This is a genomic window from Microbacterium sp. CFBP 8801 (assembly GCF_014839455.1).
In the GTDB taxonomy this organism is placed as follows: domain Bacteria; phylum Actinomycetota; class Actinomycetes; order Actinomycetales; family Microbacteriaceae; genus Microbacterium.
In genome coordinates, this window is the sequence record NZ_JACYNU010000001.1 from 16383 (window position 1) to 36682 (window position 20300).

A 20300-nucleotide genomic window follows, 5' to 3' on the forward strand; every position below is an offset into this window, starting at 1 on the left:
GGAGAGCGGCGGTAGGCTGACGGAATGACCGGAACCGATCCCGAACCCCGCGGATCCTTCCTCGACGCCCTGAAGCGGCGCACCGTCTCGAGCGATCTGCAGCCCCCGGTTCCGCCGGCGTTGCGCCAGGCCACGGCCTACGCGTGGCGGCTGCTGATCATCGCCGCGGCCCTCGGTGTCGTCATCTTCATCGTCATCCAGTTGAAGCTGCTCGTCATCCCGCTGCTGGTGGCGATCCTCGTCACCGCGCTGGTGTGGCCCGGCTTCTCGTTCCTGCTCCGACACCGGTGGCCCAAGTGGCTCGCCATCGTCGTCACGGTGCTCACCACCATCGCGATCATCTCGGGCCTGGTCTGGCTCGCGGTCTGGCAGATCGCCCGAGAGTCCGGGTCGGTACGCGAGCGCACGGTCGCCGCGGTCGGTCAGTTCCGGCAGTACCTCATCGACGGCCCGCTGCACCTCAGTGCGCAGCAGATCGACGACGGCCTGAACCGCGCGGGCACGTTCCTGCAGCAGCAGGCCGAGGTGCTGTGGACCGGGGCCCTCGCCATCGGAACGACGCTCGGGCACGTGGGCACCGGGCTGCTGCTCACCTTCTTCATCCTCCTGTGCCTGCTCGCCGACGGCGGCGGAATCTGGCGCTGGACCACGCGGCTCTTCCCGCGCGTCGCCCGCCCCGCGGTCGACGGCGCCGGTCGGGCCGGCTGGCGAACGGTGAAGAGCTACGCCCGCACGCAGTTGCTCGTCGCCACCATCGACGCGGTCGGCATCGGCCTCGGTGCCTTCCTGCTCGGCGTTCCGCTGTCGATCCCGATCGGCGTGCTGGTGTTCCTCGGCGCGTTCATCCCGTTCGTGGGAGCCGTCGCCACCGGCGCTCTCGCGGTGTTCATCGCGCTGGTCTACAACGGACCGCTCATCGCGCTGTTCATGCTGATCGTGGTGCTGGGCGTCCAGCAGGTCGAGAGCCACATCCTTCAGCCGATCCTCATGGGCTCGGCCGTCAAGGTGCATCCGCTCGCCGTCGTTCTGGTCGTCGCCGGGGGTGCCATGATCGGCGGGATCGCCGGCGCGCTGTTCGCCGTGCCCCTCGCCGCTTTCGTCAACGTCGTCGCCGTATACCTCAGCTCGAAGGCGTGGCAGCACGACGGCGAGGCCCTGGTATCCCGAGATCTCATCTGGCAGACCGTCCCGCGCGAGCGCGGAAGGAAGACATGAACGACACTCCCACCCTGGCCGAGTTCGAAGATGCCGCGCAGGCTCTGCGCGGCATCATCACGCGGACGCCCCTCGACGAATCGCTGCACCTCACCGAACTGCTCGGCGTGCCGGTCAACCTCAAGCTCGAGAACCTTCAGCGCACCGGCTCGTTCAAGATCCGCGGCGCGACATACCGTCTCTCGCGCCTGACCGCCGAGGAGCGTGCCCGGGGCGTGGTCGCCGCCTCCGCCGGAAACCACGCGCAGGGCGTCGCCCTCGCCGCGCAGCAGCTCGGCATCGCGGCGACGATCTTCATGCCGCTGGGTGTGCCGCTGCCGAAGCTCCTGGCCACGCGCGGGTACGGCGCCGAGGTCATCCTCGAGGGCGCCACCGTCGAGACCCCGCTGCGTCTGGCCGCCGAGTTCGCCGAGCGCACCGGCGCGGTGCTGATCCACCCGTTCGACCACCGTGACATCGTCGTGGGCCAGGGAACGCTCGGGCTCGAGCTCGTCGAAGACATGCCCGACCTCGAGACGGTGATCGTCGGCATCGGCGGCGGGGGATTCGCCGCGGGAGTCGCCACGGCGGTGAAGACGCGCGCTGCCGCCGAGGGGCGCACCGTGCGCGTCATCGGCGTACAGGCCGAGAACTCCGCGGCGTACCCGTCGTCGTTGGCCGCCGGGTACCCGATGCAGATCGAGACCACGCCGACCATCGCCGACGGCATCGCCGTGGCGCGGCCCGGCGATCTCCCGTTCGAGCTCGTCCGACAGTTCGTCGACGAGGTCGTCACGGTCACCGAAGACGACATGGCCCGGGCCCTGCTCGTGCTGCTCGAGCGCGCCAAGCAGGTCGTGGAGCCCGCGGGTGCCGTCGGTGTCGCCGCCATCCTGGCCGGAAAGGTCACGGCGACCGGCCCCACGGTGGCGATCCTGTCGGGTGGCAACATCGACCCGCTGCTGCTGCAGCGCGTCGTGGCGCACGGCCTCGCGGCATCCGGTCGCTACATGTCGTTGCGCATCCCGCTTCCCGACCGTCCGGGCCAGCTCGCCCGCGTGTCGGAACTCCTCGCCCAGGCGGGCGCCAATGTCATCGAGGTGCTTCACACGCGTCACGGTCAGGGCATGCAGATCAGCGAGGTCGTGCTGCAACTGAGCGTCGAGACCCGCGGCGAAGAGCACCGGGCCCTCGTCATCCGCACGCTGGAAGACGCCGGGTTCGTGGCCACGGTCGTTCCCAACTGAGGCGCTGAGCGCACCACCCGTGCCGCGAACGCCGCGAGCCGCCCACCCCGAAGGGGAGAGCGGCTCGCGGACGGTGGGGCTTACTGGCCCGAGTAGGTCTCGACCTTGACGATCTCGACCTTGATCTCTTTGCCGTTCGGCGCGGTGTACGAACCCTTGTCGCCCTCTTTGAGGCCCAGGATCGCCGCGCCCAGCGGCGAGGCCTCGCTGTAGACGTCGAGCTCGGAGTCGACGGCGATCTCGCGGTTGCCGAGGAGGAAGACCTCTTCGCCGCCAGCGACGATGGCAGTCACGACGGTGCCCGACTCGACGACGCCGTGGCTTTCGGGAGCCTCGCCGACCTTGGCGTCCTTGAGCAGCTGCTGGAGGGTGCGGATGCGCGCCTCTTGCTTGCCCTGCTCGTCTTTCGCGGCGTGGTAGCCGCCGTTCTCTTTGAGGTCGCCCTCTTCGCGCGCCGACTCGATACGCTTGGCGATCTCTTCACGGCCCGTGGTCGAGAGGCGCTCGAGCTCGTTGTGCAGGCGGTCGTAGGCGTCTTGCGTGAGGAACGTCACCTGAGCGTCGTTGGACACGGTTACTCCTTCGTCGAAACGCAGACGGCGCGGGTTCGGGAGCCGTCGGCGGGGGATATGTCGAACGCCCCGGCATCGAGCCGGGGCGCGTCGTGATCCCGCGAGTTTACGGCACCCAGCAGGCGTTGACAAAACCTGTCGTCGCCAGCGCGAGCGTCGGGATCTGCTCGGTGAACGCGCGGGAATGCTCCTCGGATGCCGGGTACTGCACGACCCGCCATCCCACCGTCCCGTGCTCCTCGTCGCGCGCCTCGAGAGCGCAGGCGACGGGCTCGCCGACCGGGGCGGTGATCTGGAACGTCGTCGAGACCGAGCGCTCGTTCTCGACCGTGAACCCGGTGTCGGTCGCGGTGACCGAACCGAGGCTGCCGGCCACCGTCGTCCAGCCGAGGTACCCGATCGCGCCGAGGGCGAGCACGGCCACGATCGACCACCCCACGATGCGCCGCCGCGGCGAACGCGTGCGTCCGTAGCGGTCGTCGAGTTGGGCCTGCGTCGTCATGGTCTCTCCGGGCTTTAGGCTGGACATCCAGGCTACGCGCTTCCGCCCGGACCGAAGGACTCCATGCTCCCCGTGCTCGTCGCTCTCGCGACAACGCCCACCCCGGCCGTCACTCCCGACCCCGCGATCGTCACGCCGGGTCCGCTCGGCTTCGCCGCCATCGCGTTCATCGGCGTCGCCGTGTTCCTGCTCGTCTGGGACATGCTGCGTCGCATCCGCCGCGGCCGGTACCGCGAAGAGGTCAACGCGGAGCTCGACGCCGAAGAAGCGCGGGCACGCGAGGCGTCGGCCGACGACACCGACCCCACCGCCCCGCGCGTCTGACTCCTGCCGGAGGTCCCGGCATCCGGGGTCATCCGCCGTGGTACGCCGGGGCGAGGGCGATCAGCAGGCACGCCGTCCAGTGGCAGAGGAACGCCAACACGGTGCACACGTGGAAGATCTCGTGGAACCCGAAGTGCCCGGGCCACGGGTTGGGCTTCTTGATCGCGTAGACCACCGCGCCGCCGGTGTAGAGCAGCCCGCCGACCACGACAAGCACCATCATCGCGACGTTCGCCGCGAGCAGGTCGCCGAGGTACATCACCGCCGCCCACCCGAGGGCGAGGTAGAGCGCGACGTAGAGCCAGCGCGGGGCGTTGATCCAGAACACGCGGAACAGGATGCCGAGGATCGCGCCGCCCCAGACGATCGAGAGCAGCAGCACCGTCTTGGGCGTCGGCAGGGCCAGGACCGCCAGGGGCGTGTACGTGCCCGCTATCAGAAGCAAGATGTTCGCGTGGTCGATGCGCTTGAGCACCGCGAGCGTCTTGGGCTTCCAGTGGAAGCGGTGGTACAGGGCGGAGTTGCCGAACAGCAGCATCGAGGTGGCCGTGAACACGGCCGCGGCCCACTTGCCCGGGGTTCCCTGGGCCACAACGATCAGCACGATGCCCGCGACGATCGCGACGGGGAACGTTCCGGCGTGGATCCAGCCGCGCCAGGTGGGTTTGACCTCGGCCTGCGCGCCGACCGCCCCGGCGTCGAGGAGGGGGAGCTGGGGCATGTCGGGTCCGTCTGAGGGGGTCGTGCGCGTCACGTCTTCGACCCTACGTCCGCCCCCATGCCAGGGTGCGTACATGGGGGCAGGGCTCACCCTTTCCCCAGCGAGGGGCACCTGAACGTTCACGGTGAACGGGCCGGGACGCGGTAGCGTAGGAAGGTGGCGCGCGTGTGGAGGAACGAGGGGCGAGGCCCCCTCTACCGTCTGTACATCTCGCGCCTGCGTCGCCGCATGCCGGCCACCGTGCCGCACCACGTCGCCATGATGATCGACGGCAACCGCCGCTGGGCACGTCAGCTCGGGTACGACAGCGCCGCTCACGGGCATCGCGCGGGCGCCGCGAAGATGCACGAGTTCCTGCGGTGGTGCGACGACCTCGGCATCGAGGTGGTGTCGCTCTACCTGCTGTCCAACGACAACCTCGTCAAGCGCGACAGCAAAGAGCTGCAGGACCTGCTCGAGATCATCGCCCAGCTCGCCGGCGAGCTTTCGCACGAGCCCGATTGGCGCGTCAAGCACGTCGGTCGCGCCGAAGGGCTCCCGCCCGAGCTCGCCGAGGTGCTGCACGAGGCCACCGAGCGCACGCGCGGTCACGAGGGTCTGCACGTGAACCTCGCGGTCGGGTACGGCGGGCGCAGCGAGATCGTGGATGCCGTGCGCTCCATCATCAGCAAGCACGACGCCTCGGGCGGCTCGATGGAAGAGCTGGCCGCGAGCCTCACCCCCGAGCAGATCGGCGAGCACCTGTACACGGGCGGTCAGGCCGATCCCGACCTCGTCATCCGCACGTCGGGGGAGCAGCGGCTGAGCGACTTCCTGCTGTGGCAGTCGGCGCACTCCGAGTTCTACTTCGTCGAGGCGCTGGGGCCGGATCTGCGCGAGGTCGACTTCTTGCGGGCCATCCGCGACTTCTCGGCGCGCGACCGACGCTACGGGCAGTAGCAGGACGACCCGCTCGGGCGCCGAGGGGCGACCTCCGAGGCGAGTGATCTCCACGCCGCCGGGCGCCAAAACGTGCTGTTCACGAAGTCGTCACATTCGTGGCGTGTTAACGACCCGCGTCGGTGTCGCGGAGACGTACGGTGATCACATCGGGCACGGAGCCCGGTCGGGTCGACCTTCGGATCGCGACTCGTGACCCACAGGTCGACTCGAGGCAACCGGGTGATTCACCCGGGTCGGGAGTGGGTTGTGACTGCACGAGCACCATACGACCAGCGTCGCGTCGTCGAGAACACCGGATCCGAAACCGGATCCGACCAGGCCCTGCGCACGTATGTCCTGGATACCTCCGTTCTTCTCAGTGACCCGCGGGCCTTCTTCCGCTTCGCGGAGCACTCGGTGGTGATCCCCGTCGTGGTGATCACCGAACTCGAGGGCAAACGTCACGACCCCGAGATCGGCTACTTCGCCCGCCAGGCCCTCCGCCACCTCGACGAACTGCGCGTCGAGCACGGCCGCCTCGATTTCCCCGTCCCCGTGGGCACCGACGGCACCCTGCGTGTCGAGCTGAACAACACCGACCCCCAGGTGCTGCCCTCGGGCATGCGGATGGGCGGCAACGACAGTCGCATCCTCGCCGTGGCGATGAACATCGCCCAGGACGGCGCCGAGGTGACCGTCGTGTCGAAGGACCTGCCGATGCGCGTGAAGGCGGCATCGCTCGGCCTGAACACCGAGGAGTACCTCGCCGAGCAGGCGATGGACTCGGGGTGGACGGGCATCACCTCGCTCGACGTGTCGGGCGACGAGATGACCGACCTGTACGAGAGCGAGGTCGCCGTCAGCGAGTCGGTGGTGGGGCTGCCGGTCAACACCGGTCTCATCATCCACTCCGAGCGGGGATCAGCCCTCGGGCGCGTGACCGGGAACGGCGAGTACCGGCTCGTGCGCGGCGACCGCGACGCTTTCGGGCTGCACGGTCGCTCGGCCGAGCAGCGCATCGCGCTCGACCTGCTGCTCGACCCCGAGGTCGGCATCGTGTCGCTCGGCGGACGTGCCGGTACCGGGAAGTCGGCGCTGGCCCTGTGCGCGGCGCTGGAGGCCGTGCTGGAGCGTCAGCAGCAGAAGAAGATCATCGTGTTCCGGCCGCTGTTCGCCGTGGGTGGTCAGGAGCTCGGCTACCTGCCCGGCGACCAGGCCGAGAAGATGGGCCCCTGGGGTCAGGCGGTCTTCGACACCCTGGGTTCGGTCGTCTCGGGCAACGTACTGGAGGAGGTGCTGGCGCGGGGCATGCTCGAGGTGCTGCCGCTCACGCACATCCGCGGTCGGTCGCTGCACGACGCTTTCGTCATCGTCGACGAAGCCCAGTCGCTCGAACGCAACGTGCTGCTGACGGTGCTGAGCCGCATCGGCCAGAACTCGCGGGTGGTGCTCACCCACGATGTGGGGCAGCGCGACAACCTGCGGGTGGGTCGGCACGACGGGGTGGCCTCGGTCATCGAGACGCTCAAGGGGCACGCGCTCTTCGGCCACGTCACGCTCACCCGTTCGGAGCGCTCCGCCATCGCCGCCCTGGTCACCGAGCTGCTGGAGGCCGGCGAACTGTCCTGATCCGCGGTCGAGGAGGGGTCGGGATGCCACGGTGTCCCGACCCTCTTCTCGTGCTTGCGGGTCCACATGAGAGCTTTCTCATGTCCACCTCCCCGCGCTCTCACTTTGACCCCTCAGGCTGGACACATAGGCGAGGGAAACCTCGTCACCGCCTCGGCGGTTCCCCCTGAGGAAACCCGAGATCCGTTCCACCCCTGCCGCCGTCGTTCGGGTACGTCGGCCGGTAGTGAACGTGATCTCCTCGAAACCCCCGGTACACCACCGGGGGTTTCGAGTTTCCGCGCACGGTCGCCGCCGTGCTCGGCCGGCCCCGGGGCGGTGGCACCGCACCTCGCCCCGTGCCTGTCACTCCCAGCGGTACCCCGCGCCTCGGACCGTGACGATGTGCGCGGCGCCGAGCTTGGCGCGCAGGTAGCGCACGTACACGTCGACGACGTTCGACGCGGGATCGAAGTCCATGTTCCACACCCGGCTCAGCAACTGCTCGCGGCTGAGTACCTGGCCCGCGTGGCGCATGAGCTCCTCGGCGAGGGCGAACTCGCGGGCGCTGAGATCGATCGCGCGGCTGCCGACGGTCGCGCGGCGGGCGAGCACGTCGAGCGTCACGTCGCCGTGGGCCACGGTCATCGTGCCCGTCGGGACGGGTTCGCGCAGGCGCGACCGGATGCGCGCGAGCAGCTCGTCGAACTTGAACGGCTTCGCGACGTAGTCGTTGGCCCCGGCGTCGAGGCCCTCGACGGTGTCGCGCGTGCCGGTACGAGCCGTCAGCATGATGATGGGCACCGACGAACCCTGCCCCCTCAGGCTGCGGAGCACCTCGAAGCCGTCGAGCGAGGGAAGGCCGACGTCGAGGAGCACCAGGTCGACCTCACCGGACAGCGCCGTGTCGAGCGCTTCGGCGCCGTCGCCGACGGTGACCGTCTGATACCCCGCCGACGCGAGGCCCTTGGCCACGAAAGCCGAGATGCGTTCTTCGTCCTCGGCGATGAGGATGCGCGTCATCCGGTTGCCTCTCTCTGCAGGACCACGTCTCCGGCGCGAACCGGGGTGGGGAGCTCGGCGGCGGAGCGTCCGCGCACGAGGGGGAGGTGGAGGGTCATCGTGGCGCCGCCGCCCGGGGTGTCGCCCACCGAGCAGTGTCCGTCGTGCGCGCGCACGATGGCGTCGACGATGGCGAGGCCGAGACCAGAGCCCTCGATCCCGCGCCCGGGGGAGATCCGATCGAAGCGGCGGAAGACGCGGTGACGGGCGGCGGGCGGAATGCCCGGCCCGTGATCGCGCACCCACAGCCGCGCCGTCGTGTCGTCGGCGCTGCTGCCGATCTCGATGGCGGAGCCGGCGGGGGTGTATTTCGCCGCGTTGTCGGCCAGCTGCAACCACGCCTGCACGAGACGGTCGGCATCACCGTGGACACGGCCCGATGCCCGTGCCTCGATGCTCCAGGTGTGATGGGGGATGGCCCCGACGAGTTCGGCCACCCGGTCGGTGAGACCCCCGACGTCGATGAGGGATGCCGAGAGGGTGGCCGTCTCGGCATCGGCCAGGGCGTCGATGTCGTCGACCAGGCGCGCCAGGCGGTCAAGCTCGGCGATCCCGAGATCACGGGTATCGGAGGCGTCCTGAGGATCGGACGGGTCCATCATCTCGAGGTGTCCGCGGACGATGGTGATGGGCGTCTTCAGCTCGTGCCGCACGTCGTCGAGCAGGTGTCTCTGCGCGTCGACCGACATCGCGAGGCGGTCGAGCATGCCGTTCACCGACGTCGTGAGGTCGGAGATCTCGTCGTACCCGTGTGCGCGCAACCGCGTACCGAGGTCGTCGATCGTGATGGCGTCGGTGGTGTCGCGGAGGCGCTTGAGTGGCGAGAAGAGGCGGCCCGTCACGAACCACCCCGCGACTGCCACGAGCAGCAGGACTCCCACCGCCGAGAGGGCGTAGGTGGTCGTCGACAGCGCCACCAGCTCCATGCGCTGGTCGATCGAGATGACCTGCACGGCGGTCGCTCCGCGATCCGCGACGGCGACGTACAGCACGGGCCCGTGGGAACTGTCGGCCTGCCCGCTCAGCTGCTGGTCGGCGAGACGGGCGGTCAGCGAGGCCAGGAGCACCGGATCGTCGGCGATGGCCAGACCGGGGGGCGAGGGGGTCGCGGCGAGCACCTGGTCGCCGTCGAAAGCGAGCGTGCCGTCGGTGCGGCCGGGGATCGTTCCCGCGACCAGGTCGACCGGGTCGTCGGAGCTCGACGCCACCGACGAGGCGAAACCGTCGAGCTGCTTCTGCGCGTTCGCCAGCACACGCTCGCGCTGAGCGGCGAAGGTGATGCCGCCGGCGATCATCATGCCGAGCAGGACGACGCCGAGGATCGCGCCGAGGATTCGCACCCGCGTCGAGATCGGTCTCGTCGTGGGGCTCATCCTCCGATTATGGCGCGCCTCGGCGTCGTCGTCGTGCGGCTCAGCCCGGGTGCGTCATCGACAGCAGGTCGAGCTTGGCGTCGAGCACCTCTTCGGTGATCTCGCCGCGCTCGACGTAGCCGAGATCGATGACGGCCTCGCGCACGGTGATGCCCTTGGCGACCGAGTGCTTCGCGATCTTGGCGGCGGCCTCGTAGCCGATGACCTTGTTCAGCGGGGTGACGATCGAGGGGGACATGCCGGCGAACGCCTCGGCGCGAGCGACGTTGGCCTCGAGGCCGTCGATCGTCTTGTCGGCGAGCACCCGCATGGCGTTGGCGAGCAGGCGGATCGACTCCAGCAGCGCCGTGCCCATGACGGGGATGGCGACGTTGAGCTCGAACGAGCCCGACGCACCGGCCCAGGCGACCGTGGCGTCGTTGCCGATGACGCGGGCGCACACCATGAGGGTGGCCTCGGGGACGACCGGGTTGACCTTGCCGGGCATGATCGACGATCCGGGCTGCAGGTCGGGGATGTGCAGCTCGCCGAGGCCGGTGTTCGGCCCCGATCCCATCCAGCGGATGTCGTTGTTGATCTTCGTCAGCGACACGGCGATCGTGCGGAGGGCTCCGGATGCCTCGACGAGACCGTCGCGGTTGGCCTGGGCCTCGAAGTGGTCCTTGGCCTCGGTGATGGGCAGCTCGGTCTCGGCCGCGAGCAGCTCGATGACCTTCTGCGGGAAGCCGAGCGGGGTGTTGATGCCGGTGCCGACGGCGGTGCCGCCGAGCGGGACCTCGCCGACGCGGGGGAGTACGGCCTGCACGCGCTCGATGCCCAGGCGCATCTGGCGGGCGTAGCCGCCGAACTCCTGACCGAGGGTGACGGGGGTGGCATCCATGAGGTGGGTGCGCCCCGACTTCACGATGCCCTTCCACGCGTCGGCCTTGGCCTCGAGCGCCACCGAGAGGTGGTCGAGGGCGGGGATGAGGTCGGTGATGAGCGCCTGGGTGACGGCGATGTGCACCGAGGTCGGGAAGACGTCGTTCGACGACTGCGACGCGTTGACGTGGTCGTTGGGGTGCACGGTCGAGCCGAGGATGCGGGTCGCGAGCGTCGCGAGCACCTCGTTCATGTTCATGTTCGACGAGGTGCCGCTGCCGGTCTGGTACGTGTCGACGGGGAAGTGCGCGTCGTGCTGACCGGTGACGACCTCGTCGGCGGCCTGCGCGATGGCGTCGGCGATACCGGCATCCAGCGTTCCCAGCTCCTTGTTGGCCAGGGCGGCGGCTTTCTTGATGCGGGCGAGGGCCGCGATCTGCGTCGACTCGAGGCCCGAGCCCGAGATGGGGAAGTTCTCGACGGCGCGCTGCGTCTGCGCGGCGTACAGGGCGTCCTTCGGCACGCGCACTTCACCCATGGTGTCGTGTTCGATGCGGTACTCGATGTCGGTCACGTCGTCGTTCCTCCAGGTCGGTCGTTCTGCTTCAGTTGGGGCTCATCACGCGGGCGCTTCGACGCGCGAGTCGTCGATGTCGCCCACGATGACGACGGGGAAGGCTTCCCCTTCGTCGAGTCGGTAGTTCGCGCCCACCACGGCGCAGCGGCCCTCGGCGACGGCTTCGCTGATCAGCTCGGACGCCCGCAGCAGCTCGCCCACGGTGTAGCGCAGGTGTTCGCGGCCGACCAGCTCGGGATCGACGGCGTCGGGGACGCGGCCCTCGACGGCGCCGGCGCGCTGGACGCGGCGCACCGCGGGGACGATCGGGGCGATCTGGCGCCAGATGTACGCGGGCAGGGTGGGCGCATCGACCCCGGTGCTCTCGATGGCCGCACCGACGGCGCCGCACGCGTCGTGGGCGAGGACCACGATGAGGGGGACCTCGAGCACGCCCACGGCGTATTCAAGGCTGCCGATCACGGAGTCGGAGATGACCTGGCCGGCGTTGCGCACGACGAACAGGTCGCCGAGGCCCTCGTCGAAGATGATCTCGGCCGCGAGGCGCGAGTCGGAGCAGCCGAACAGTGCCGCCGAAGGGTGCTGCGCGGAGGCCAGTTCGGCGCGACGCTCGACGTCCTGCCGGGGGTGGGCGGGTGCGCCGGAGATGAAACGACGGTTTCCCTCGACCATCTGCTCCCACACCTGGTGGGGGGTCATGCGCTCGCTCACGGGACCTCTCTCAACTGCTCGATCTGGGATGTCACGGAGGCGGCCGCCAGGGCCGCGGTCTCGGGGGCGGCGTCGCCGTACACGAGCACGTAGTCGGGGCCGGCGGCGGTGGCCAGCGCGTAGTCGATGTTGCCGGTGCCCGCGGGGTTCGCCGGGCGGTAGACGCTCCACTCGATGCCGTCGATCGTCACGGTGTCGGTGGCCCGGGTTCCGTCGAGCAGCTGTCCGGCCCAGGCCTCGTCGGCGTCGAAGCCCTGCGCGATCCGGAGGAAGCCGGACTCACCGGAGCGCACGTAGACCATGGTCCACGCCTGCGTGCCGCCGCTGCCCTCGATGGTGGCCTGGTTGACGCGCCACCCCTCGCCGAGCGAGGGGGTGAGCACCGGACGCCCGCGATCGCTTCCGAGATCAGCCGCCAGGGCGACCACGTCGGGCTCGGGACGGGGGGCGGGTTCGCCACGCGGCACGGCGGCCACGACGACGAGCACCACGGCCACGGTCACGAGCAGCGCGGCGATGAGGTTGCGGAAGGTCTTGCTGGAGCGATACCGGCGCGACGACTCGGCCTTGCGGTCGGCCGCCTCCTGCGGGGTCTCGGGGCGGCCGAGATGGGCGACGACGCGGGCCATCAGTTGTCCCCTGCGTCACCGCGAGCGGCATCGAGCCGGCGCTTCGCGCCCAGGAGCCATTCTTCGCAGCGCGCGTAGAGCTTCTCGCCGCGTTCCCAGAGCGCCAGCGACTCCTCGAGCGTGGGGGCACCCTGCTCGAGCTCGGCGACCACGCGCACGAGTTCGTCGCGGGCCTGCTCGAACGAGAGGGTGGCGACGTCGGAGGCGGAGCCCGGGGTCGTCGCGGTCATGGCATCCATTCTAGGCGGGACGCGCGGTCGCGCCGTCGCCCGGTGCCTCGGCGTCGAGCGGTCGGTCGTCGGGCAGGGCGCCCTCGGATCGCGCGGCGAGCGTGCCCTGTTCGACCGTGATCTTCAGGGCGGCGCCGGCGGGGGCGTCGCGGGCGTCGCGCACGACGGAGCCGCCGTCGCTCTGCACGATCGCGTATCCGCGGGCGAGGGTGGCGAGCGGGGAGAGCGCGCGCAGGCCCGCGCTGAGCTCGCGCGTGCGGCGACGTTCGCTCTCGAGCCGACGGTCGACGATGTCGCGGCCCCGATTCGAGAGCATCCACAGCTCCTGCGCACGGGAGGTGAGCATGGAGTGCGGAGTGCGCAGCGCCGGGCGCGAGCGGATCTGCTCGAGCTGCGCGATGTCGTGCAGCACGCGCTGGGTCAGTCGGCCGGTGAGCCGGGCCCGCAGCTGCGCCACGATCGCCCGCTGCTCGGCCACGTCGGGCACGACGCGCTTGGCGGCGTCGGTGGGGGTCGATGCGCGCACATCGGCGACGTCGTCGAGCAGGGGGCGGTCGTTCTCGTGTCCGATGGCGCTGACGATCGGGGTGGATGCCGAGGCCACGGCCCGCACGAGTCGTTCGTCGCTGAAGCCCAGCAGCGTCTGCGGATCGCCCCCGCCGCGGGCGATGACGATGACGTCGACCTCGGGGTCGGCGTCGAGCGCCTTGAGCGCGGCGAGCGTCTCGGGCACGCAGCGCTCGCCCTGCACGGCGGCGTATTTCGTGCGGAAGTTCACTCGGGGCCACCGCAGTTCGGCGTTGCGGTGCACGTCTTTCTCGGCATCCGAGTTCTCACCCGTGATGAGCCCGATGCAGTGGGGGAGGAAGGGGAGCTTCTTCTTGCGCACCGGGTCGAACAGACCCTCGGACCCCAACTGCACGCGCAGGCGCTCGAGGCGCTCGAGCTGTTCGCCGAGCCCCACGTGCCGCATCGCCGACACGGCGAACGAGAAGTCGCCCGTGCGGGGGAAGTAGTCGGCCTTCACGCACGCGACGACGCGGTCGCCCACCTTGAGGTCTGCGGGGAGGCGGTTGAGCGTGCTCGACCAGATGCGGAACGCCACGGTCGATTCGGTGCCGAGGTCCTTCAGACGGCCGAACACGTTGCCGCCGCGCCGGTTGAACGAGGTGATCTCGCCCTCGACCCAGACCGAACCCCATCGTTCGATGAAGCCGCGGATGGTGTCGTTCAGCCGCGACACCGAGGTGGGCGCATCGGTGCTCGACTCGCGGGGGTGCACGGAGTCGGCGGGCGGCGCCTGCCCCGCGATGGTCTCGGGCTGGAACGAGGTCATGGTCTCCGGAAGGGTCGAGGTGGCCGGTTCGGCCGGCATCCAGGGGCGCCCCGATAGAATCGAGGGGTGAGCACACCTGTCGTCCAACTGCCCGTTCCCCGTATCCCGGGTCGACGCGGGCGGCTCCAGGATATCCCCGTACAGGGAAAGAAGAAGGTGCTGCTGGCGGCGCCGCGCGGTTATTGCGCGGGCGTCGACCGCGCGGTCATCGCCGTCGAGAAGGCCCTGGAGCGCTACGGCGCGCCCGTGTACGTGCGCAAGCAGATCGTGCACAACATCCACGTGGTCACCGAGCTCGAGAAGAAGGGGGCGATCTTCGTCGAAGAGGTCGACGAAGTTCCCCCGGGATCGCACGTCGTCTTCAGCGCGCACGGGGTGTCGCCCGCCGTGGTGTCGGCGGCATCCGATCGGGGTCTGCAGGCGATCGATGCGACCTGCCCCCTCGTGACCAAGGTGCACCGCGAGGCCGTGCGCTTCGCGCGTGACGACTTCGAGATCCTGCTGATCGGCCACGAAGGCCACGAAGAGGTCGAGGGCACCGCGGGCGAGGCCCCCGAGCACGTGACGGTGGTCAACTCTCCCGAGCACGCCGATGCCATCGAGGTGCGTGACCCGTCGAAGGTCGTCTGGCTCTCGCAGACCACCCTGTCGGTCGACGAGACGATGGAGACCGTGCGGCGCCTGCGCGAGCGCTTCCCGCAGCTGCAGGACCCGCCCTCGGACGACATCTGCTACGCCACCCAGAACCGTCAGGTCGCGATCAAGAAGGTCGCTGTCGGCGCCGACCTGGTCATCGTCGTGGGATCGGCCAACTCCTCGAACAGCGTGCGTCTGGTCGAGGTCGCCCTCGAGTACGGCGCCAAGGCCGCCTATCGCGTCGACTACATCGACGAGGTGAAGCAGGAGTGGCTCGACGGTGTCGAGACCGTCGGAGTCACCAGCGGCGCTTCGGTGCCCGAGGTGCTCGTGAGCGAGGTGCTCGAAGAGCTCGCCCGCGCCGGATACCGCGATGTCGAAGAGGTGCGCACCGCCGAGGAGGACTTGATCTTCTCGCTCCCCAAGGAACTGCGACAGGATGCCAGCGGCAAGCGCGACAGCCGCGCGCTCGGCGGCCGGAGCAGCGCGTGAGCGACGGCGCAGAACGGTCGACCGCCCCGGGCGACGACGCGCGCCCCCGCCCACAGTACGGCGAGTACGCGACGCCGGAGGAACAGCGCGCGCGCATCCAGCGTCCCGAGGTGACCGAGGCGCTCGAGGCCGGGGTCGCACCGCAGCCCGAACCCGTCGCGCCGGTGGCCGAGAAGGCGACCCCGTCGGCCGGTACCGGGCGTGTGGGCTTGCGCGGGCCGCTCTGGGACCGGATCCTCACGGGCGGTCTGCTCGCGTACGGACTGGTGTCGACGGTGTCGACGATCGTGCAGTTGCTCGATTTCCCCACGTACGCCGAGACCGCCGCCAAGATCCTCGGTGTCGACGCGAGCTACACCAACCTGTCGGCCGGATACCTCTGGGGTGCGGCGGCCGCCTTCGTCTACGGCATCGGCTGGCTGCTCACCGCGGTGCTCACCTGGCGCCGCCTGCGGCGCGGGCGCGTCGCGTTCTGGATCCCGCTCGCGGGCTTCGTCGTCACGGCGCTGCTGGCCGGCCTCTGCGTGACGCTGGCCCTGGTCGGCGACCAGCAGTTCATGACGGCGATCATCGGCAGCGTCCCGAACTGAACCGTCCGGCCCGGTATCCCGTGTTCCCCGTGAACGAAGAGAGGGGACCGGCGTGGTGCGAGATGAACACGCGCAGCTGACGGCGTTGTACGACGCTCACGCCGTGCCCGTGTGGCGGTACGTGGTCAGCCTCACCGGCGATCACGCCGGCGCGGACGACGTCGTGCAAGAGACGCTGCTGCGCGCGTGGCGCACGCCGCGCGTGATGAACGACGAGCCCGCGACCCTTCGTTCGTGGATGTACACCGTGGCGCGCAACCTCGTCATCGACGAAGCGCGCAGCGCGCGGCGCCGGCACGAGCTGCCGGTCGACGAACTGCCCGAGACGGTGCGCGACGACGACACGGATGCCATGTTCGATGCGCTCCTCGTCGAGGAGGCGCTCGCCACCCTCACCCCCGACCACCGTGCGGTCATCGTGAGCGCCTATTACGGGGGTCGTAGCGTCGCGCAGGCCGCCGAAGAACTCGGCATCCCGGCCGGAACGGTGAAGTCGCGACTGCATTACGCGGTGCGAGCGCTGAGGCTCGCGCTGCAGGAAAGAGGGGTGACCCGATGAGCGTCGATCATGAACGTCTGTCGATGTGGGACGGCGCCTACGTGCTCGGGGCGTTGAACGCTCCCGACCGAGCCGAGTTCGAAGCGCACCTGTCCGATTGCGCCGAGTGCCGTGCCGCGGTCGCCGACCTCGCGCCCACCGCCGGACTGCTCTCACGCGTGTCCGCCGATCGCGCCCGCGCGGTCGGTGCGACGACGGGACCGGTGCCGATCGCGGCGCCGGACCCGTCGCTGCGGGGTCGGGTGGTCGAGGCGGCGCGGCGTCGACGGGCGCGGCGCGCCACGGCCTGGACGCTCGCGGCGTCAATCGCCCTCATCGCGGTCGCCGTGCCGGCGGGAATCGCGGTGACGAATGCCGTCAGCTCGTCGTCGGGCGCGGTCTACGCCCTCGACGACGTCGCGGGGGCGCCCATCGAAGCCTCGGTCAAGCTCACGTCGGTGCCGTGGGGCACCCGCATCGACCTGGTGTGCGAGTACACCGGGCAGGTTCTCGACGCGCCTCCGGGTGGCTGGCCCTACGCGCTCGCGATCACCGACGAGGCCGGGGCGACGAGCGTGCTGTCGACCTGGCGGGCCGGCCCCGGGGCGACGACCGAGTTGAGCGCGGGCACCGATCTGGCGGCTTCGAGCATCGGCTCGGTCGAGATCCGCACCGTCGAGGGCGACCGCGTGATCATGCGGCGCGACTTCGCGACGCCCTGACGCGCGGCGCCACCTCGGCAGGTCGGCGCGGCGATCGGGACGGCCGTAGCATCGTCGCATGCCCCGTCTCGTCGCCGTCTGCGCCGTTCACAGCCTGCACCCGGATGCCGGGTCGATCGGCGTCACCGCGATCGACAAGCGCCCGCTCGACGGGGCGGTGCGCGTCGGCAAGCTGGGCGTCCGCGCCGACGTGCAGGCGAGCCGCAAGCACCACGGCGGCCCCGACAAGGCGGTGTACGCCTACGCGCAGGACGACGCCGAGTTCTGGGAGGGGCAACTCGACCGTGAGCTGCCCGCCGGCTGGTTCGGCGAGAACCTGCGCGTCGACGGTCTCGACGTCAACGGCGCCCGCATCGGTGAGGTGTGGCGCATCGGCGACACCGTCGAGGTCGAGGTGACGATGCCCCGCACCCCCTGCGCGACGTTCGCGCGCTGGGTCGGAGGCGCCGCGGCGCGCGGATGGGTGAAGCGGTTCTCCGACGAGGGGCGCCTCGGCGCGTACCTGCGGGTGCGACGCGCGGGGGAGGTGCGGGCGGGCGATGCGATCGAGATCGTGTCGTCGCCCGAGGGCGCGCCGACGGTGCTCGAGGTGTACCGGGGCTGAGACGCGGGGTCTTGGCATCCGGTCACCTGAGGCGGGGTGCGCGCACAACGGCGGGGCGTTTCGATGACACGCCGCTCGAGGCGGCGTGAGATCGGCATGTCGCCGGGCCGAGCCGCCGTTGTGCACGGCGGGCGCGCGTTGCGGCCCGGGCTCGGGCCGTGGCATCCGGAAACGACGAACGCCCCGGCCGAGGCCGGGGCGTTCGCGGTGATGCGGGTGGGTCAGCTCTTCGACTGGCCGTACGAGCCGAGCTGCTTCGTGGCCTCGACCACGCGAACGGCCATGGCCGACTCAGCGACCTTGCCCCAGGCGCGGGGGTCGTACTGCTTCTTGTTTCCGACCTCGCCGTCGAGCTTGAGCACGCCCTCGTAGTTCGAGAACATGTAGCCCGCGATCGAGCGCGTGAAGGCGTACTGGGTGTCGGTGTCGATGTTCATCTTCACGACGCCGTTGGCCACCGCGAGGGCGATCTCTTCATCGGTCGAGCCGCTGCCGCCGTGGAAGACGAGGTCGAGGGGCTTGGGGCCGGTGCCGAACTTGGCGGCGATGCCCTCCTGGATCTCGCCGAGCAGCTCGGGACGGAGCTTGACGCCACCGGGCTTGTACACGCCGTGCACGTTGCCGAAGGTGAGGGCCGAGATGTACCGACCGTTCTCGCCGAGGCCGAGACGTTCGACGGCCTTCGTGACGTCGGCCACGGTGGTGTAGAGCGCGTCGTTCGAGCCCTCGTGCTGCACGCCGTCTTCTTCGCCGCCGACGACGCCGACCTCGATCTCGAGGATGGCGTTGATGGCCTTCATGCGGGGGAGGAGCTCGGCCGCGATGTCGATGTTCTCGTCGAGGGGAACGGCCGAGCCGTCCCACATGTGCGACTGGAAGATGGGGTTGCGACCGGCCTTGACCTCTTCTTCGGAGGCTTCGAGCAGCGGCAGGACGAAGCCGGGAAGGGCGTCCTTCGGGCAGTGGTCGGTGTGCAGGGCCACCGTGATGGGGTAGTTCTTCGCCACCTCGGTGACGTAGCGGGCGAAGGCGAGGGCGCCGGTGGCGCGGGCCTTGACCGTGTGGCCGGCGAAGTAGTCGGCACCACCGGTGGTGACCTGGATGATGCCGTCGGAGCCGGCCTCGGTCAGGCCCTGGAGCACCGAGTTGATGGTCTGCGAGCTCGAGACGTTGATCGCGGGGTACGCGAAGCTGCCGGCCTTGGCGCGGTCGAGCATGTCGGCGTACTGCTCAGGGGAAGCGACGGGCATGGAGGTGCTCCTTGGTGTTGTCGGGACACCGTCAGCCTAGCGAAGGCGCCGGATCGTGACGGTGCGACCTCGGTAGGAACGGTGCACTTCTGCCCATTCGTTAAGAAGAGCGATTCCTTCGCCTTGGCGTCGGTCAAATCCCGGGATTGTCGCGCTCCCGGTGGATACAGTGGCCACATGGTGAGCCTGACTGCCGACATGAGCCCGTTGCATCCCGACCGAAACCTGGCTCTCGAGTTGGTGAGGGCGACGGAAGCGGCATCCATCCGCGCCGTTCCCTTCATCGGTCGCGGCGACAAAGAGGCCGCCGACGGCGCCGCGGTCGACGCGATGCGCGCCTTCTTCAGCACCGTCGACTTCGACGGCACGATCGTCATCGGTGAGGGCGAGAAGGACAACGCCCCCATGCTCTACAACGGGGAGCGCGTCGGCAGCGGCCGCGGCCCCCGCTGCGACGTGGCCGTGGACCCGATCGACGGCACCTCGCTGACCGCCGCCGGCCGCCAGAACGCCCTGTCGGTCATCGCGGTCTCGGATCACGGAACGATGCTCGACGCCTCGACCGTGTTCTACATGGACAAGCTCGTCACCGGTCCCGCGGGCGTCGGTGTCGTCGACATCCGCCTGCCGATCGGCGAGAACATCCGTCTGCTGGCCAAGGCGCTCGGCAAGCCCGTCGACGAGATCGTCGTGTCGGTGCTGAACCGTCCGCGCCACGAGAAGCTCATCGCCGACATCCGCGAAGCCGGAGCCGGTACCCGCCTGATGAGCGACGGCGACGTCGCCGGCGGCATCAACGCGGCCCGCCACAACGCCCGCACCGATATGTGCGTCGGCATCGGCGGCAGCCCCGAGGGCATCGTGACGGCGTGCGCGATCAAGGCGCTCGGCGGTCACATCCAGGGCATTCTGACCCCGGGCAACGACGACGAGAAGCAGAAGGGCCGCGATGCCGGACTGCAGGTCGACGGCGAGGTCTACGAGGCCGATGGTCTGGTGAAGGGTAAGAACACGATCTTCGTCGCCACCGGCGTGACCGATGGTCAGCTCGTCGCGGGCGTTCGCCGCGAGGGGGACTTCCTGTACACCGAGAGTGTCGTGCTGCGCGGCGCCTCGGGAACTCTGCGTCGCATCACGTCGGAGCACCTCACGTCGAAGTGGCTCTGACCCCTTAGGGGAGGAGCCGCGGCTTCGGGGCGTGCAGTCTCACCCCGACGGGCCGTGCAGGCCGCCCCGGCACGCCGCGCTCAGCGGATGCGCACCTACAGCCGGGCGTGTCGTGACGCAAGCGTGACCGGTGTCGGAGGGGCTGTCTGGCAGAATCGTCAGCAGTGTCAACGGCGACGCTGTGACTTCCGAGACCCGAAGGGGGATCGTCCATGGCAGCAGCTCCGACGAATTCGACCGCACCTCAGACAGGTGCGCACGCGGTGGTGGCCAGCGCGGTGGACCCCGCACGTCGCCCCGATGTCCTGCTTCGCGTTCGCCGCGATGAGGGGCACGAGATCAGCGCCTGGTGGATGGTCGGCGCCTTCGTGGGCGTCTCGGCCGCGGTGATCAGCCTGCTCAGCTGGGTTCCGGGCGGCTCCTGAGCTCGAGG

23 protein-coding genes are annotated in these 20300 nt (G+C 70.0%); 12 read left to right on the forward strand and 11 right to left on the reverse strand.

From position 1 onward, the window contains the following. Positions 1 to 24: 24 nt before the first annotated feature. Entirely contained in the window at positions 25 to 1215 is a 1191-nt protein-coding gene (locus tag IFR11_RS00080) for an AI-2E family transporter (RefSeq protein WP_055836060.1), read from the forward strand. Continuing rightward, positions 1212 to 2441 carry a threonine ammonia-lyase gene (gene ilvA, locus IFR11_RS00085; RefSeq protein WP_055836063.1) on the forward strand — a complete coding sequence of 410 codons (1230 nt, stop codon included), beginning with the start codon at positions 1212 to 1214 and terminating at the stop codon, positions 2439 to 2441. The genes IFR11_RS00080 and ilvA overlap by 4 nt, the downstream gene beginning before the upstream one ends. An 80-nt stretch (positions 2442 to 2521) precedes the next feature. On the opposite strand, the gene greA is transcribed toward ilvA, so the two are convergent. Then, the gene (greA, locus tag IFR11_RS00090; protein ID WP_055836066.1) at positions 2522 to 3013 is read right to left on the reverse strand and encodes a transcription elongation factor GreA; all 492 of its coding nucleotides are present in this window, start codon (positions 3011 to 3013) and stop codon (positions 2522 to 2524) included. Between the two features lie 106 nt (positions 3014 to 3119). Further along, entirely contained in the window at positions 3120 to 3515 is a 396-nt protein-coding gene (locus IFR11_RS00095) for a DUF4307 domain-containing protein (protein WP_055836069.1), read from the reverse strand. A gap of 63 nt (positions 3516 to 3578) precedes the next feature. Between IFR11_RS00095 and IFR11_RS00100 the strand changes: the two genes are divergently transcribed. Next, positions 3579 to 3839, forward strand: coding sequence for a hypothetical protein (locus IFR11_RS00100; RefSeq protein WP_055939530.1), 261 nt, complete (start codon positions 3579 to 3581; stop codon positions 3837 to 3839). 28 nt (positions 3840 to 3867) lie between these two features. Here IFR11_RS00100 and trhA read toward each other — a convergent pair whose 3' ends face one another. Continuing rightward, positions 3868 to 4560: a PAQR family membrane homeostasis protein TrhA gene (trhA, locus tag IFR11_RS00105; RefSeq protein ID WP_191915152.1), complete on the reverse strand. Its 693-nt coding sequence runs from the start codon at positions 4558 to 4560 to the stop codon at positions 3868 to 3870. 165 nt (positions 4561 to 4725) lie between these two features. Here trhA and IFR11_RS00110 point away from each other — a divergent pair, with 165 nt between their 5' ends. Together IFR11_RS00110 and IFR11_RS00115 are read left to right on the forward strand one after the other, a co-directional pair. After that, positions 4726 to 5499, forward strand: a complete 774-nt coding sequence (locus IFR11_RS00110) for an isoprenyl transferase (RefSeq protein ID WP_055837794.1) — start codon at positions 4726 to 4728, stop codon at positions 5497 to 5499. Positions 5500 to 5748: 249 nt separating this feature from the next. Beyond that, positions 5749 to 7110, forward strand: a complete 1362-nt coding sequence (locus IFR11_RS00115) for a PhoH family protein (protein WP_191914832.1) — start codon at positions 5749 to 5751, stop codon at positions 7108 to 7110. 345 nt (positions 7111 to 7455) lie between these two features. On the opposite strand, the gene IFR11_RS00120 is transcribed toward IFR11_RS00115, so the two are convergent. Genes IFR11_RS00120 through xseA form a run of 7 tightly spaced genes read right to left on the reverse strand, consistent with a single transcriptional unit; the run spans position 7456 to position 13868 of the window. Further along, entirely contained in the window at positions 7456 to 8112 is a 657-nt protein-coding gene (locus IFR11_RS00120; RefSeq protein ID WP_191914833.1) for a response regulator transcription factor, read from the reverse strand. Beyond that, positions 8109 to 9524, reverse strand: coding sequence for a sensor histidine kinase (locus IFR11_RS00125; RefSeq protein ID WP_191914834.1), 1416 nt, complete (start codon positions 9522 to 9524; stop codon positions 8109 to 8111). Before IFR11_RS00125 ends, IFR11_RS00120 begins: the two co-directional genes overlap by 4 nt. Positions 9525 to 9564: 40 nt before the next feature. Further along, positions 9565 to 10959 carry a class II fumarate hydratase gene (locus IFR11_RS00130; RefSeq protein WP_070409673.1) on the reverse strand — a complete coding sequence of 465 codons (1395 nt, stop codon included), beginning with the start codon at positions 10957 to 10959 and terminating at the stop codon, positions 9565 to 9567. Between the two features lie 45 nt (positions 10960 to 11004). Continuing rightward, positions 11005 to 11673 (reverse strand): carbonic anhydrase, encoded by a 669-nt coding sequence (locus IFR11_RS00135; protein WP_082509617.1) that lies wholly within the window; start codon positions 11671 to 11673, stop codon positions 11005 to 11007. Beyond that, positions 11670 to 12302, reverse strand: coding sequence for a DUF4245 family protein (locus tag IFR11_RS00140; RefSeq protein WP_191914835.1), 633 nt, complete (start codon positions 12300 to 12302; stop codon positions 11670 to 11672). The genes IFR11_RS00135 and IFR11_RS00140 overlap by 4 nt, the downstream gene beginning before the upstream one ends. Further along, positions 12302 to 12541: an exodeoxyribonuclease VII small subunit gene (locus tag IFR11_RS00145; protein WP_441005403.1), complete on the reverse strand. Its 240-nt coding sequence runs from the start codon at positions 12539 to 12541 to the stop codon at positions 12302 to 12304. The genes IFR11_RS00140 and IFR11_RS00145 overlap by 1 nt, the downstream gene beginning before the upstream one ends. 1 nt (position 12542) lies before the next feature. Beyond that, complete coding sequence (gene xseA, locus IFR11_RS00150; protein ID WP_191914837.1) at positions 12543 to 13868, reverse strand: exodeoxyribonuclease VII large subunit; 1326 nt, start codon at positions 13866 to 13868, stop codon at positions 12543 to 12545. A gap of 66 nt (positions 13869 to 13934) precedes the next feature. On the opposite strand from xseA, the gene IFR11_RS00155 reads away from it, so the two are divergent. The 5 genes from IFR11_RS00155 to IFR11_RS00175 are packed head-to-tail and all read left to right on the forward strand — an operon-like array spanning position 13935 to position 17450. Continuing rightward, complete coding sequence (locus tag IFR11_RS00155) at positions 13935 to 14996, forward strand: 4-hydroxy-3-methylbut-2-enyl diphosphate reductase (RefSeq protein ID WP_181015947.1); 1062 nt, start codon at positions 13935 to 13937, stop codon at positions 14994 to 14996. Continuing rightward, a complete protein-coding gene (locus tag IFR11_RS00160; RefSeq protein ID WP_191914838.1) occupies positions 14993 to 15586 on the forward strand; it encodes a DUF6264 family protein in 594 nt (197 codons plus the stop codon). The genes IFR11_RS00155 and IFR11_RS00160 overlap by 4 nt, the downstream gene beginning before the upstream one ends. 52 nt (positions 15587 to 15638) lie before the next feature. Continuing rightward, the gene (locus IFR11_RS00165) at positions 15639 to 16145 is read left to right on the forward strand and encodes a sigma-70 family RNA polymerase sigma factor (protein WP_083285890.1); all 507 of its coding nucleotides are present in this window, start codon (positions 15639 to 15641) and stop codon (positions 16143 to 16145) included. After that, positions 16142 to 16846 (forward strand): zf-HC2 domain-containing protein, encoded by a 705-nt coding sequence (locus IFR11_RS00170; RefSeq protein ID WP_191914839.1) that lies wholly within the window; start codon positions 16142 to 16144, stop codon positions 16844 to 16846. The genes IFR11_RS00165 and IFR11_RS00170 overlap by 4 nt, the downstream gene beginning before the upstream one ends. Before the next feature lie 58 nt (positions 16847 to 16904). After that, entirely contained in the window at positions 16905 to 17450 is a 546-nt protein-coding gene (locus IFR11_RS00175) for an MOSC domain-containing protein (protein WP_191914840.1), read from the forward strand. 221 nt (positions 17451 to 17671) lie between these two features. Here the strand turns inward: IFR11_RS00175 and fbaA are convergent, their stop codons facing one another. After that, a complete protein-coding gene (gene fbaA, locus IFR11_RS00180) occupies positions 17672 to 18700 on the reverse strand; it encodes a class II fructose-bisphosphate aldolase (RefSeq protein ID WP_055939551.1) in 1029 nt (342 codons plus the stop codon). A gap of 177 nt (positions 18701 to 18877) precedes the next feature. Here fbaA and glpX point away from each other — a divergent pair, with 177 nt between their 5' ends. Beyond that, the gene (gene glpX, locus IFR11_RS00185) at positions 18878 to 19867 is read left to right on the forward strand and encodes a class II fructose-bisphosphatase (RefSeq protein ID WP_055836106.1); all 990 of its coding nucleotides are present in this window, start codon (positions 18878 to 18880) and stop codon (positions 19865 to 19867) included. Between the two features lie 212 nt (positions 19868 to 20079). Then, positions 20080 to 20292: a hypothetical protein gene (locus IFR11_RS00190; RefSeq protein ID WP_055836109.1), complete on the forward strand. Its 213-nt coding sequence runs from the start codon at positions 20080 to 20082 to the stop codon at positions 20290 to 20292. Positions 20293 to 20300: the final 8 nt, after the last annotated feature.